Consider the following 14,868-nt stretch of genomic DNA (forward strand, 5'->3'; position numbering starts at 1 on the left):
GAGATTACTAGCCGTTGTCACCAGGCGACTTCGTTGGCTTGACGGGGACGTTAGGAGTGTCCTCGTCTTTCGAGTCTTCATTGTCGTTGTCAGTGCTGTTGTCATCATCGGGGTTCGAGCTTCCCGAAACACCGGGAGTTTCGTCGTCTCCGGAGCCGCTGTCATCAGCGTCGGCTTCAGACTCGGTGCCGTCGGTGTCGGCCTCGGCGTCCTCTTCCTTGCCCTTGTCGGCTTCGTCGTCCGGTTCCTTGGTCGGCTCCTCGATCGGAGCCTTGGTCTTCGGAGACTCGTCCTCACCATCGCTGCCGTCGTTGCTGCCCGACGGTGCCTTCGGTTCGGGCTTCGGAGCGACCGGCTCGTTCGTGTTCGTCGGCTTGGGCTTGTCAGGCAGCTCACCGCGGGCCGGGAACTGCTCGACCTCCTCGCCCTGAAGAGCACTCTGCATGTAGTTCGTCCAGACCTGCACGGGGAACGAACCACCCGTGACTTCGCCGCGGCCGCCGTAGGGCCCGATGGCAACAGATTTGCCATCGACCTCACGGTAGAGGACTACCGAGGTCGCGAGGTTCGGCGTGTAGCCGGAGAACCAGGCCGCCTTGTTGTTGTCAGTGGTTCCCGTCTTTCCCGCCGCAGGACGACCGAGGTTCTGCGCATAGCTGCCTGAACCGCCGTTGACGACCTGCTGCAGAGCGTATGAGGTCTCTGCGGCAACTGCCTTGTCGAAGACGCGCTTGCCCTTGTTCTCGGCTTTGTACACCTCCTCGTCATCTGAACCCTGAGTGATCTTCTTGATCGAATGAGATTCGTGATGCACACCGTTGGAGGCGAAGGTCGCGTAGGCGTTGGCCATGTCCAAAGGTTTGACACTGGCCGTTCCGAGCACGATAGAGGGGTGAGCCTCATCAAGTCCCAATGAACACTGACCAGTGTTCCCGGAATTCTTCTGCTCGTCCGTGCAGTTCTGACTCACACCTGCTCGCGTCGCCACGTCGATGACCTTGTCATTGCCGACCTGCAGATCGAGCGCGGCATAGGCCGTGTTGATCGACGACTGTGTGGCCTTGAGCAGGTTGACCGGCCCGTAACTGGTGTTGGCGAAGTTATGCACGTTCCATGGCGAACCGTTGTTGTCCAGAGTCGTGGGACTCGATCCCGGATATGTATCGGTCAGCCGCACTCCGTTCTCCAGCCCGGCGACGAGTGCGAAGGGCTTGAAGGTCGATCCGGGCTGGACGTGGCTCTGCGTCGAGGCATTGAACGCCTGGTCCAGGTAGTTCTTGCCCCCGTAGAAGGCTTCGATTCCGCCGTTGTCCGGATCGATCGAGACAAGCCCGGCCTGCATGCCTTCGGGCTGATCCTGCGGGAGGGTCTTGATGGCCTGCTCGGCCGCCTTCATCCGGTCTTTGTCGAAGGTGGTGACGATGTTGTAGCCACCGCGGTCGAGCTGAGCCTCATCGATGTCGAGCTTCGACAGCGCCTCACGGCGGACGAAGTCCCACATGTAGCCCTTCTGGCCCGACAGCGAAGACTCCTTGTTCTGCTTCTGCACCTTCGGCATCTCGACCTTGGCGGCCTGCTCCTCGGTGATGAAGCCCTCGTCGACCATCGACTTGACCACGTAGTCGAAGCGGTCCTCGTAAGCCTCGGGGTTCTCCGAGGGATCGGCGGCACCGGGACGCTGGATCATCGCGGCCAGCAGAGCGGATTCGCTGACGTTGAGTTCCGAGGCCGGCTTGTCGAAGTAGTTCTGCGCTGCCACTTCGACACCGTAGGAACGACGGCCGAGATAGATCGTGTTGAGGTAGTTCGCGAGGATCTCGTCCTTCGACTGCTGCTGGTCGATCTTGAGCGAGATGAACATCTCCTTGATCTTGCGATCAAGCGAGTGCTCGTTCGTGAGATAGAAGTTCTTCACGTACTGCTGGGTGATCGTCGAACCGCCACCCGCGTACTGGTTCGTGACCACACCGACGACGGCGCGGGAGAGACCCTTGATCGAGATGCCGCGGTTCTCGTAGAACGAGGTGTCCTCGGCGGCGATCGCGGCCTTCTGCATCGGTTCGGAGATCTCGTCGATGTCCACGGACTTGCGGTCCTCGACCTTGTACTGGCCGATCGGCGTCTTGCCGTCGCTGTAGTAGATCGTCGAGGTCTGACCGGTGGCCTCGAGGTTGGGCTCGGGGATGTCCGTTGCGGCATACCCGACGGCGAATGCCACGCACAGGGCGATGACGAGGCTGAGCCCGCCGACGACGAGTATGCGAATGCTCGGCAGGAAGCGAGTCCATCCGCTCACACCCGCTCTGGGGTAGTTGAGCAGATTCTTCGTATTCCTGCCGATGTTCTTGGCTGTGTGTTGTCCCTTAGCCACCCAAGGTCCTCCAGGTCAGTCAGCCTGCCGCAATGCGTGGCGACGAGGTCCGAAAAAGGTCAAAGACGCCAATCAGTCTCGCACGCATTCATTAGTAGAGGTTGAAAAAGTGCTGAGCCTGAGGCCCTGCAGACTTGCCGGGTTACCGAATAGTTCTCCGACTAACCCTGCATTCGGCATCTCACCAGGAATTTTAATTCACGACTTGAGAATCAACTATGACGGATGCGTGTTTGCTCACATTCAACAGTCCACCGGCTTGAACGAGCGCAGCCTCGCCCTCAGCCCTTGAGGTCGAAGTCCGTATCGGCGTACTCGTTGCCCTCGACGACGGGTTTGCCGCTGAACGGATGCAGCTGGTCTTCGCGGGCCCGCAGCTCGACGCGACGGATCTTGCCGGAGATCGTCTTCGGCAGCTCGGCGAACTCTAGGCGTCGGATGCGCTTGTACGGTGCCAGGTGCTCACGGCAGTAGGCGAGGATCGACCGTGCAGTATCGGCATCGGTAGCGAACTTGCTCGACACGACGACATACGCCTTGGGCACAGCCAGTCGCACCGGATCCGGCGAGGGCACAACAGCCGCCTCGGCGACGGCCTCGTGTTCGATGAGCACGCTTTCGAGCTCGAAGGGGGAGAGTCGGTAGTCGCTGGCCTTGAACACATCGTCGGCGCGACCGACATACGTGATGTAGCCGTCCTCATCGCGGGAAGCCACGTCGCCGGTGTGGTAGACACCGCCTTCGAAGGCCTCGGCGGTCTTCTCCGGATTGCTCCAGTACCCGGTGGTCAGACCGATGGGCCGAGGATCGAGGCGCAGGCAGATCTCACCCTCGTCGCCTTCCTCACCGGTCGCCGGGTCGATGAGCACGACATCGAAACCGGGCAGCACCTTGCCCATCGAACCGTATTTGAGCTCCTGATCGGGAGAGTTGCCGATCTGCAGCGTCGACTCGGTCTGGCCGAACCCGTCGCGGATGAGCACGCCCCACTCGCTGTGGACGCGATCGATGATCTCGGGGTTGAGGGGTTCGCCGGCACCGAGGGCCTTCGACGGGGGATTCTTCAAATGGCCCAGGTCGGCCTGGATGAGCATGCGCCACACGGTCGGCGGGGCGCAGAAGCTCGTCACTCCCACGCGGTCCATCGTCTCCATGAGAGCGTTGGCGTCGAAGCGCGAGTAGTTGTACAGGAAGACGCAGGCCTCGGCGATCCACGGGGTGAAGATGTTCGACCAGGCGTGCTTGGCCCACCCGGGCGAGGCGACGTTGAGGTGGACGTCGCCGGGCGTCAGGCCCATCCAGTACATCGTCGAGAGGTGACCCACCGGGTAGGAGACATGCGTGTGGGCGACCATCTTCGCCTTCGAGGTGGTGCCCGAGGTGAAGTAGAGGAGCATCAGGTCATCGGCGCGCGAGCTGCCCTGGGGGTCGAATTCGGTGCTCTCGTCATCGGCGTCGGCATAGCTGTAGTCCTGCTGGCGGGTGGGCTCCCCGCCGACGACGATGCGGACGACTTCGACATCGACGTCATCGAACTTCGCGGCATCCTCGGCGCCGGCGACGACGAACTCGGCCCGACCGCGCTCGGCCCGGTCGGTGAGGTCGATGGGGCCCAGCTGTGTCGTGGCGGGCATGAGCACGGCACCGAGCTTGATGCCGGCGAGCATCGTCTCCCACAGCTCGACCTGGTTGTTCAGCATGACCATGACGTGGTCGCCGCGCTTGACCCCGGCCCGGCGGAGATGATTCGCCACCTGGTTCGACCGGGCGGACAGTTCTGCGAAGCTCCACTTGCCCTCGGTTCCGTCCTGCTCGACGATCCACAGGGCGGGCTTGTCGTTGTTCACGGCGATCTTGTCGAACCAGTCGAGCGCGAAGTTGAAGTGCGTGAGACGCGGCCATTCGAACTGTTCGCGGGCGGCATCGTAGTCGCTGCGGAGCTCGATCAGCTGATCTCGGGCTGCCCTGAACTCGTCGGTCACTGTCATTGTGATCTCCTCACGTCATCGGCCACGCCACCGACTGTGTCGTCATGTGATGTCTGGCACATTCGTCTGTGGTGTCGAATCTACCAGTCGGTCTGATCCGACTTCCGCCGGGGTGGGATTTCTTCGGCCGCACACAGATGACAAGGGCATCGGCTCCCGGATTCGTCCGGGGCCGATGCCCTTGTCAGTGACCGTAATGGAGGTCGCTCAGTTCGCTGCCGAGGTCACTCGGTCAGCTCCGACGGTTCCTGCGGGTGAGGAACACTGCAGCACCGCCGAGGAGCAGCAGCAGGCCGGCCGCTCCCATCGTCACCGCGGCGTCCACACCGGTGCGCGGGAGCTCACCGCCGGGAGTCGGTTCGTCCGTGGGCTCATCGCTGGGCTCGTCACTCGGAGTCTCGGTCGGCTCATCGCTGGGTTCATCGCTCGGAGCTTCGGTGGGTTCGTCGGTGGGTTCATCCGTCGGAGCCTCGGTGGGCTCCTCGGCGACCGTGACCGTGACCGTGGCCAGGTTCGAATCGGCGGCTCCATCATTGGCCCGGAAGGTGAAACTCGTCTCGCCGAGGAAGCCCGAGTCGGGGGTGAAGGTGAGATCGGCCCCGGTGCCGGTGAGCGTGCCGTTCGCAGGTTCATCGACGACGGTGTAGCTCAGGGCGTCGCCGTCGACGTCACTGGCATCCAGCGGCGTTTCCACGGGAGTGTCGAGCGTCGTCGTGAAGTCGCTGTCCTCGGCCACCGGAGCAGTGTTCGCCTTGAACGTGCCCTGTTCGATCACGACAGCGGAGTCAAGGATCTCGTCGGAGGTATCGGCGATGGCGAGCTTGATGTGGTTGGCTTCACCGGCCGTGACCGCAGCTGCGCAGACGAGCGGATCGGTGAATCCGTCGAACTCGGTGTCGAACGGGGTGTCGGCCTCCTGGGAATTGTCATTGTAGAGGCCAGCGTTGGATTCGTTGTTGATGGTGTTGACCGTGACCGGGTCACCTGAATCGGTCACGGCGCAGTTCTCACCGTTGACGAAGAAGCCGAAGACATCGTTGAACGAGCTGTCGACGTATTCGTTGTACTCCTCGGAGCCGAACACATAGGTGAAGGCGATCTGATCGGTCTCGGGCACGAAGTCGAATTCGAGCACCGCCGCGTCGTTCGTCGAATTGGGTGAGACGATCGCATCGAGATCGGCATCTCCGGCGGTGCCTGAGATGGTCGACATCGAATCATCGGAATTCGGGCCCAGCAGTGAGGAGTACTCCCCGCTCACGGCTCCCGACGACAGCGCCACACCCGATTCGATGCCGAGGTCGGTGACACCTGAGACCGTGCCGGCAGCAGTATCGGCACCGGTGTAGGTCACGTTCGAAACGTCGACTCCGGAGCCGACGATCTGTTCGACGAGCCCTTCAGCGGTGAGGCCGCCTGTGAGATCGGCGGCGCTCTGGCCCGGGGAGGCCTGGCTGCCGACCTGCTGCTGAGCCGACTGTTCGCGCAGGTCGGCAGGAGCGGCCTGGGCGAAAGAGGCACTCATACCGACGAGAGCCAGAGCGGCTGCCCCCGCGGTGATGGCGACGCGTCCGCGTCTGAATGGTACGTCCATGTACTCTCTCCAAAACGATCAGCGGGGAGACAGAGGTCCCCCCAGTCAACTGGTCATTGCAAAAGGGAAGTTCTCAATTACTACAGCGACAATGCCCATTGTCATCGGCAGATTACCGCCGAATACAGATTACTACGGAAATACTTTCAGTAACAATTCAGGAACGGCTCTCCACCCCGGTTGACCCTCATCTGAGGCCAACGGCACCGCTCATCTGAGGCCAACGGCCCAGCGAGGGCCCATCACTGTCCGTGGGCTTCCCACCATTCCCGCAGTTCCGCCTCGGCGCGTTCGGGACCGAGCGGTCCGTGCTCCATCCGCAGCTCGAGCAGGTGTTTGTACGCCTTGCCCACCAGCGGCGATGGTTCGATGTCGAGGATCGCCATGATCTGCTTGCCGTCGAGATCCGGACGGATCGCATCGAGCTCCTCCTGTTTCGCCAGGGCTTCGATGCGCTCTTCCAGATCGTCATAGGCGAACGCCAGCCTGTCGGCTTTGCGTTTGTTGCGGGTGGTCACGTCCGCGCGGGTGAGGATGTGCAGCCGCGAGAGCAGCCGCCCGGCATCCGTGACATAGCGGCGCACCGCCGAATCGGACCACCCGGCGTCGCCGTAGCCGTAGAAGCGCAGATGCAGTTCGACGAGGCGACCGACCGCCTTCGTCGTGTCCTTGTCGAAGCGCAGCGCCTTCATCCGCTTGGCCGTGAGCTTCGCACCCACCGCATCGTGATGGTAGAAGGTCACAGCACCACCGGGCTGGAAGCGCCGAGTGGCGGGTTTGCCGACATCGTGCATGAGCGCCGCGAAGCGAACGACGAAGTCCGGCACCCGCAGGCGCTGCGGATCGTCGTCGGCCATTCCGGCCTCCTCTTGGGCCGCGGCATACCGGCCCTCGAGTTCGACGGCCTGACGCAGCACGGTCAGCGAATGCTGGTAGACGTCCTTGTGCCGATGATGCTCGTCGGTCTCGAGCTGCAGTCCGGACACCTCGGGGAGCACATGATCGGCGATGCCGGTGCGCACCAGCAGGTCGATTCCGGCCACCGGGTCGATGCCGGTGATGAGCTTGACGAGTTCGACCTGGACGCGTTCGGCGGAGATGATCTCGATCCGATCGGCCATCGCCGTCATCGCCTCTTCCACCTCAGCCACAGGATCGAGCCCGAGCTGGGAGGTGAACCGAGCCGCGCGCATCATCCGCAGCGGATCATCGGAGAACGAGTCCGCGGCTGCCCCCGGAGTGCGGATGCGACCGGCGATGAGGTCGTCGAATCCCTGATGCGGGTCGACGAAGGTCTTCGAGGGCAGACGGATCGCCATCGCCCCGATCGTGAAGTCGCGGCGGACAAGGTCGGCGTCGAGGTCAGTGCCGAAGGCGACCACCGGTTTGCGCGAATCCTCTTCGTAGGCTTCGGCACGGTAGGTCGTGATCTCGATCTGCACCCCCGACTTCACGGCCCCGATGGTGCCGAATTCGCGCCCGATGTCCCAGTGCGTGTCGACCCAGTCGGCGATCAGGGCCAGGATGTCATCGGGATGCGCGTCGGTGGTGAAGTCGAGGTCGGGCATGGGCCGGCCGAGCAGCGCGTCGCGGACGGAACCGCCGACGAGGGCGAGTTCGAAACCGGCTGAGGAGAACCTCTGACCCAGCGGGCCGAGGATGTGCTCGAGTTCGTCGAGCTTGTCGTGCAGTCGGTTGTGCGCGGTCTGCGGATCCACCGAGCTCCTTCGGTTCTTCAGATTTCTGCTCTTGCCCAGGGGAACTCACCTCCCGTATCCAGGCTCCAGGCGCGAGTTCCGGTCTCCATAAGACTACCGGGAGCAGATGACACGAAACTTCCAAGCTTCGCCTACTAAGGTAGGAGAATGACCACACCGATGCCCAAGCCGGGACCCCGCACGTCCCGCCGCACCACAGTGGAGGAGATCTCCGCCGGTGGCATCGTTGTCGACTTCTCTCACCCGTTGCTGACCGTGGCCGTCATCGCCCGAATCAATCGCGCCGGACGGATCGAATGGTGCCTGCCCAAGGGACATCTCGAGGGAACGGAGACCCCCGCCGAGGCGGCCCGCCGTGAGGTCGAAGAGGAGACCGGGATCGCCGGGCAGATCATCTGCCCGCTGGGAACCGTCGACTACTGGTTCACCGTGACCGGAATCCGGATCCACAAACTCGTCCACCATTTCCTGCTGCGCGCACAGTCGGGGACTCTGACCGTGGATAATGATCCTGACCAAGAAGCGATCGATGCGGCGTGGGTGCCCTTCAATGACCTGCGTTCACGACTCTCCTTCGCCAATGAGCGCCGAATCGTCGCCGCCGCCCGACCGATGGTGTCCCGACTGGAGCAGTGAAACCCATTCCCATCCGCCGACTGCGATTCCTCACCGCCCTGCTGAGCACGCTCCTGCTGCTCGCAGGGCCGGTTTTCGCGTACTCGCTGATCACAGCCGCTCCGGCCGCTGCCAGCACCGAGGCGAATGCCGATGGGAACAAGGACGAGGTTTCGATCACCCTCGACGAGGTGACTCCTTGGGTCGATGGCAATGGCACGCTGACCGTGCGGGGAAAGATCTCGAACACGACGACGAAGGCAGTCGAGAAGCCGAGCCTGAGTCTGCAGATGTCGACCCGCAAGCTCGATTCCGAATCCGACTTGAGTTCCTGGAAGCAGGGTCAGGCACGGCACCGCACCGTCGCCGATCTCGAACATGATGGCCCCGAGGTGAGGAAGAAGGCGCAGAAGGACAACGACACCGATGACTCTTCGGGAAGCACCCTCGACACCTCGTTCGACGACACCATCGATCCCGGCGCCACCGCAGACTTCACGTTCCGTGTGCCCGCCGACGACCTCGATCTGAGCACGTCCTCACCCGTGAGCACGTGGGGGCCACGGGGGCTGGCGGTCCAGCTCGGCGACGACACCGGACTGCGAGCCTCTGCCCTCGGCTTCACCACGTGGTACCCGGAGCCGCAGTTCGATCAGACGAAGATCAGCCTGCTCGCTCCCGTCACCCTGCCCGGCCACTCCGAAGGCGGACTCATCCCCGCCGACAGGCTCGATGCCGCCATCGCCGAAGGCGGCTCGCTCGACATGATCGCGAAGCTGCTGGAACACGAAGAGCTCGCTCTGGCGATCGATCCGCGGGTCATCGTCTCCTTCGAAGCCGCGATTGCCGAATCTCCGTCCGCCGACTCACCGGTCGAGACCGAGGGCCCCGACACGGGCGACGGTGAAGAGACCCAGTCGCCGCCGATCGGGGCGCCCGAGAACGACGACGCCGATTCCAGCGACGCCGAGCTCGAAGCCGCAGAAGACCAGCGCAAGCGTCTCGACTCCTGGTACCAGGACTTCGTGGACTTGGCACAGAAGCACACGGTCGTCGCTCTGCCCTATGGCGATCCCGACCTCAGTGCGCTGCGCGGGACGAAGATCGACCGACTGAGCACCTTCGCTCAGAAACAGCGCACGATCGTCACAGACGTCTTCCCCGATGCCCGCACGGACATCGCTTGGCCAGTAGCAGGAAGCGCGACGAAGAACGGGCTGCGAGCGCTGAAGAAGTCGGGCAATTCCACCGCGATCATCAGCGATGCTCAGCAGCCCTCGATCACCGGCATCCACGATGATGCGCATTCGCAGACGACGATCACCGATGACGGGGAGTCGACGATCGACACCCTCATCTCCGATTCGAAGCTCACGGACATGAGCGCCGAGGTCATCGCCGAGGACAACCCCGCCGGGCTTCTGTCCGAACTCGTCGCCGAGTCCGCGGTCATCCAATCCGAGGCCCCCTACCGTTCCCGGAGCCTGTTCGTTCCGCTCCCACGCGCGGCCGCCTCGGCGAATTGGGAGCAGACCGTCGAGGAACTGAGCTCGGCACCGTGGATCGCCCCCACCGGGGTCGATGAGATCCTCGACTCCGACACCGAGGAACGCGGACTGCTGCGGTCGGATTCCGACGCTCCGCACATCCGGAAGAAGGCCGTGACATCACTGGCCGAGACCCGGGCGAATCAAGAGGACTTCAACAGCGTCTTCAGCGACCGTGACAGCGCCGATATCCGACTCGACCGCGAGCTTCTCACCTGCACCTCGGCGGCGTGGACCCTGGGCCGGAATGCGAACATCTGCGCCGGTCAGGCCCGTGAGCAGAGCGAGAAGCTCATGGACAGCCTCCGTCTGCGCAAGGGATCGTCCGTCCTCCTCGTCACCGGTGATAAGACGACGATTCCGGTGACGATCGTCAATGATTCCCCCGCCGAGGCGACCCTGCGGATCAGGATGAAGCCGAAGACTCCGCAGCTGCGGGCGCAGGAGACGGAGACCGTGAAGGTGCCCGCCGCGGAGACGATGCGTGTGGATGTGCCCGTCGAAGGCCTCGCCAACGCCGATGTGCCGACGACGATCGAGATGGTCACCGCCGACGAGGTGGTCCTGCCCGAGCAGGAATCACTCATGGTTCGGGTGCGCGCCGATTGGGAGAACATCGGCACCGCTGTGATCGGGTTGGGCCTGGCCGTCGTGTTCGTGATCGGCTTGATCAAGACCATTTCGCGCGGGCGACCGAAGATCCCCGAACAGCAGCTGGCCGACGCGATGGCCCGCGCCACGACCGACGAGAACGAAAAGAGGTAGAGCGTGTCCAGCTTCTCATCCCTGGCCCGGTCCTCGGCGATCATGACCGCCGGCACCATGACCTCGCGTGTGCTCGGATTCGTCAAGGCCTCGATGCTGGCCACCGCGATCGGTGTCACCGCAGTCCAGGCCGATGCCTTCGATATCGCGAACAAGGTGCCGAACACGCTGTACATGCTGCTGGCCGGCGGTGTCGTCAACGCCGTGCTCGTCCCGCAGATCGTGCGTGCCTCCAAACGGGACGACGGCGGCGCCGACTTCACGAACCGGCTGCTGACCCTGTCGTTCCTGCTGCTGGCGGGCGTGAGCATCATCGCCACCGCTGCGGCACCGCTGCTCGTCTGGCTCTACTCATCGGGGTGGAGCCACGAACAGCTGGCCCTGGCCACCGCCTTCGCCTTCTGGTGCCTGCCGCAGCTGTTCTTCTACGGTCTCTACACGCTGCTGGGCCAGGTGCTCAATGCGAAGTCGTCGTTCGGCCCCTACATGTGGGCGCCCGTGCTCAACAACGTCGTGGCGATCGCCGGTCTTGCCGCCTTCATCCTCATCTTCGGCACGAACAACGCCTCACCGCACGATCTCGACACATGGACCCCGGACAAGATCGCGCTCATCGCAGGCACGGCCACTCTCGGCGTCGCGGCCCAGGCTCTCATCCTCATCTGGCCACTCAAGCGGATCGGATTCAAGTACAAGCCGACATTCGGGTTCCGCGGGGTCGGTCTCGGCTCGGCGGGGAAGGTCGCGTTCTGGACGTTCTCGGCCATGCTCATCGGCCAGATCGGCTTCCTCGTCGTCTCCCGCGTCGCCTCGGGGGCGTCGATCCCCGGCGACGGAAACGCCTCGAACGCCGCATATACGACCGCCTACCTCGTGTTCATGCTCCCGCATTCGCTCATTGCGGTCTCTCTGGCCACGGCTCTGTTCACCTCCTTGGCCAAGGACGCGGCGAACGATGACACCGAAGCCGTCGTCAACGACTTCTCCATGGGTGTGCGGATGGTCGGGTTCGTCAATTCCTTCGCCGCAGTGGCCTTCATCGTCCTCGCCACCCCGGTCGCGATGATCATCGCCGGTGAGGGTCGGGAACAGGCCACAGCCATCGGTCTGGTCATCATCACGATGGTCTTCGGGCTCATTCCCTTCAGCGCAAATTATCTCGCGCAGAGGGTCTTCTATGCCTACGAGGACGCGAAGACTCCGTTCCTCATCCAGCTGCCGCAGATCATCTTCCAGTCCCTGGCGGTGCTCTCGGCCACGATCTTCCCGAAGTCGGTGACGGTGGCGATCATCGGGCTCGTCATGAGCCTCGGATACCTCATGGCCATGATCATCTCGTTCGCGGTCCTGAAGAAGCGCCTCGGCGCCATCGATCTGCGTGAGATCCTCACGTCGCATCTCAAGTTCCTCCTCGCCGCGATCATTGCCGGTGGGGCAGGTTTCGGTCTGCTCTACTTCTTCCCGGACTTCGCCTTGGCAGGACGCTGGCAGGCGTTCATCACCACGGCCGTCGTCGGCACCGTGATGCTCCTGTTCTTCATCGGAGCTTGTTATTTGCTCAGAGTCAGAGAGTTGCATTCGATAATTGGCGTGGTTGCTGGAAAACTAAGAAAAACAGCCTGAGCCCCGTCAACCCCCACCGGAGGTGGTCGCCCTGATCGATATCGAACCCGGCATGGTGGTGGCCGGCCGTTATGTCGTATCGACCGTCGACCGTCGGTGGCTTCCCGAGAAACCCGAGGTCGGCGCCGTCTGCACAGGTCTCGATGCGATCCTCGACGAGCCCGTGCTCATCCTCGTCGCCGATGCCGATGGCTCCAACGACGTTCTCGAAGCCGCCCGTCGCGTATCGATCCTCGGTGACCCGCGCATCGCACCGACGCTCGACGTCGGTCATTCCAACGGGCTGGACTACATCGTCATCAAACGCATCGCGGTGACGCCGTTCAACCAGATCCTGCCGCGTTCGCCGCTGCCCGTCGATGCCGCGTGCGCGCTCATCGGGGAAGTCGGCACGGCCCTCGTGACCTCGGCCAGGCGAGGCCTGTTCCACATGTTCCTGCGCCCGAGCGTGGTCGGTCTGACCTCGAAGGGTGCGGTGGTCATCGCGGGCATCGGCATCGATGCGGCACTGGCGCTGGACACCGGGCTCGTCGAGCAGAAGGACTACACGCCGACGAAGGCATCACGGCGGGACGCCCTCGCTCTCGTTCAGCTCTTCTATGCGGCTCTGACCGGGTTCTGGCCAGGTGAGGAGCCATTCGACGGCATTCCTCCTGCGGAGAAGGAGAATGCCCGGATCGCCCGGGCGCAGGCGCTCAACCCCGACGTCCCTGACAAACTCGATGATTTCGTCAGCGGAATCATCACGGGTGCGGATCCCGGCCCGGGTTCGGTCGCCGAGGTCCTCGGCTACATCGACTCCTGGGATGCCCAACTGCTGCGCTACGTCAATCGTGCTCCCGCGGCGGAGAACGAGCACCTGTTCGAGCAGTCGCCGCGCAGCTTCGACGAAGCCACCAGCCTGCCCGCACCACGATCGAAGTCCATCGGGCCCGGTCCTGACGGTTCGGCCAGCGCGAGCGAAGATCAGGTGCAGGCCGCGCTCGTGCGTATCGGCATGACCCGACCGGGCACTCGGGGACTGGCTGCCGGTGTGGTCGGACGCACCACGGGCCGGTATGCCGACCGGATGCAGATGCGCGAAGCCTCGAGTTTCCCCATCGCCAAGGAACAGCTCGACAGTGCCGCCCAGGACTGGGAGGAATGGCAGCCGGAGCAGACGTATTCGCAGTATTCGGAATACGCAGAGCACGAATACGACGAGAACGTCACGACCCCGATCATGAGTCGCGACGACGATTCGGATCCCGATACTCAGGCACTCGAGATCATCCCCGACAACGACGACGAGGGTGATGAGAACGATACGCGCGTGATCATGGACGACGAGGATGAGGACGACGGGTCCTGGTTCCTCGGCGGTATGTTCGAAACCAACGAACAGCAGCGCGAGCATCAGCGACGTGAGTATGAACGCGAACGTCGGATCGCGAAGGCCAAGGAGGACGAGGCGCGCAGGCGCCTCGCTGCCTTCGAAGCGAGTTCGGGCACACGAGCGCAGGACGCCGATGCTGCCGCCCCACCGAAGGAGATGCGTCGACTGTCCCCGGATTCCGTGGATGATCGCAGTGCAGCGGACGATCAGCACTCCGTCGGTGAGCCCAGCGCCGAGGCGGCCGGGGCCTCCTCGTCGGTCCGCCCGGCCGAGCGGAAGGCCGGGAAACCCCGCCAGCAGCACAGCGATTCCACCGATGCAGCACAGGCTGCGTCTGCGAAGAACCGGAACAAGGCCGCCGGGGCAGTCGGAGCTGCGGCAGCAGCAGGCGTTGCCGGTGCAGGCAGCGGTGCAGCGAAGTCGTCGAGTTCAGCGGGCGCGAGCTCCGCAGCCGCTGCTGCTTCGACGGCAGGAGGTGCCGGCGCCGGTGGTTCCGGCGGCAGTCCTGCTTCCGGCGGTGCAAGCGGCGGTTCGGGAGGAACAGATCCCGACGAGCGTGATCCCGCGGCCACTCGGAAGCCTTTCCTGTGGTTGGTTCTCGGCCTCGCGGTCGTCGCCGCAATCGTGCTCGGCATCGTCATCATCGGGTACAACTCCGGAGACGAGGAGCCCACCCCGGTCTCCGAAACTTCGGCTCCGAGCGAGCAGCCGACGAAGAAGGAAGAGAAGACGACTCCGGAGGCTGATCCGCCGAAGATCGAATCCGTCGAATCCCTCGACCCCGAGGGCGATGGATCGGAACACGACAGCGAAACCGACAACGTCATTCCCAAGACCGAGGGGTCGTGGAACACGGACCGGTACAACTCGGCGAACTTCGGCAATCTCAAGTCGGGTCTCGGCCTGCTCTTCGATTTCGAGGACACGACCACCATCAGCAAGATGAAGGTGGCATCGGCGAACTCCGGAGGCAAGTTCGAGATCCGCGACGGGGACGACCCGGAGAACGCAGAAGTCATCGGCGAAGGCGTCTTCGATGCCGATGGGGCTGTCACCGTCGAGTTCGATGATGAGGTCGAGACCGACAAGCTCATCCTCTGGATCACAGAACTGCCGCAGACGGACGGCGGCTTCAGGGCCACCATCAGTTCCGTGAGATTCTTCTGAGCCGACCGGTGCGGAATAGTCCTCGGCACCGTACCGTTATAGATACGAACGTCATTGAGTGCGCCACTCCGCAGCGCGCCGAGCACAGCAGATAGAAGCAGGGAA

Annotated in this window: 8 protein-coding genes; 4 read left to right on the forward strand and 4 right to left on the reverse strand. The window is 63.5% G+C overall.

Going from position 1 to position 14,868, the window contains the following annotated elements:
* Window positions 1-7: 7 nt before the first annotated feature.
* From CXR29_RS17070 to CXR29_RS17085, 4 genes are all read right to left on the reverse strand, one after another.
* A complete protein-coding gene (locus CXR29_RS17070) occupies window positions 8-2,371 on the reverse strand; it encodes a transglycosylase domain-containing protein (protein ID WP_240812032.1) in 2,364 nt (787 codons plus the stop codon).
* 281 nt (window positions 2,372-2,652) lie between these two features.
* Window positions 2,653-4,359 carry an AMP-binding protein gene (locus CXR29_RS17075; protein WP_127365201.1) on the reverse strand — a complete coding sequence of 569 codons (1,707 nt, stop codon included), beginning with the start codon at window positions 4,357-4,359 and terminating at the stop codon, window positions 2,653-2,655.
* 232 nt (window positions 4,360-4,591) lie between these two features.
* Window positions 4,592-5,953 carry a choice-of-anchor L domain-containing protein gene (locus tag CXR29_RS17795; protein ID WP_101554850.1) on the reverse strand — a complete coding sequence of 454 codons (1,362 nt, stop codon included), beginning with the start codon at window positions 5,951-5,953 and terminating at the stop codon, window positions 4,592-4,594.
* Between the two features lie 242 nt (window positions 5,954-6,195).
* On the reverse strand, window positions 6,196-7,671 hold the full coding sequence (locus CXR29_RS17085; RefSeq protein WP_127365202.1) for a CCA tRNA nucleotidyltransferase: 1,476 nt from the start codon (window positions 7,669-7,671) through the stop codon (window positions 6,196-6,198).
* Window positions 7,672-7,818: 147 nt separating this feature from the next.
* Between CXR29_RS17085 and CXR29_RS17090 the strand changes: the two genes are divergently transcribed.
* The 4 genes from CXR29_RS17090 to CXR29_RS17400 are packed head-to-tail and all read left to right on the forward strand — an operon-like array spanning window position 7,819 to window position 14,763.
* Window positions 7,819-8,307, forward strand: a complete 489-nt coding sequence (locus CXR29_RS17090) for an NUDIX domain-containing protein (RefSeq protein WP_025779589.1) — start codon at window positions 7,819-7,821, stop codon at window positions 8,305-8,307.
* Window positions 8,304-10,598 (forward strand): DUF6049 family protein, encoded by a 2,295-nt coding sequence (locus CXR29_RS17095; protein ID WP_241241512.1) that lies wholly within the window; start codon window positions 8,304-8,306, stop codon window positions 10,596-10,598. The genes CXR29_RS17090 and CXR29_RS17095 overlap by 4 nt, the downstream gene beginning before the upstream one ends.
* A gap of 3 nt (window positions 10,599-10,601) precedes the next feature.
* Window positions 10,602-12,221: a murein biosynthesis integral membrane protein MurJ gene (murJ, locus tag CXR29_RS17100; protein ID WP_101554847.1), complete on the forward strand. Its 1,620-nt coding sequence runs from the start codon at window positions 10,602-10,604 to the stop codon at window positions 12,219-12,221.
* Between the two features lie 22 nt (window positions 12,222-12,243).
* Entirely contained in the window at window positions 12,244-14,763 is a 2,520-nt protein-coding gene (locus tag CXR29_RS17400; protein ID WP_164742863.1) for a protein kinase family protein, read from the forward strand.
* The last annotated feature ends 105 nt before the right edge of the window (window positions 14,764-14,868 follow it).

Origin of the sequence: Brevibacterium linens, assembly GCF_003999335.1 — a bacterium.
Lineage (GTDB): Bacteria > Actinomycetota > Actinomycetes > Actinomycetales > Brevibacteriaceae > Brevibacterium > Brevibacterium linens.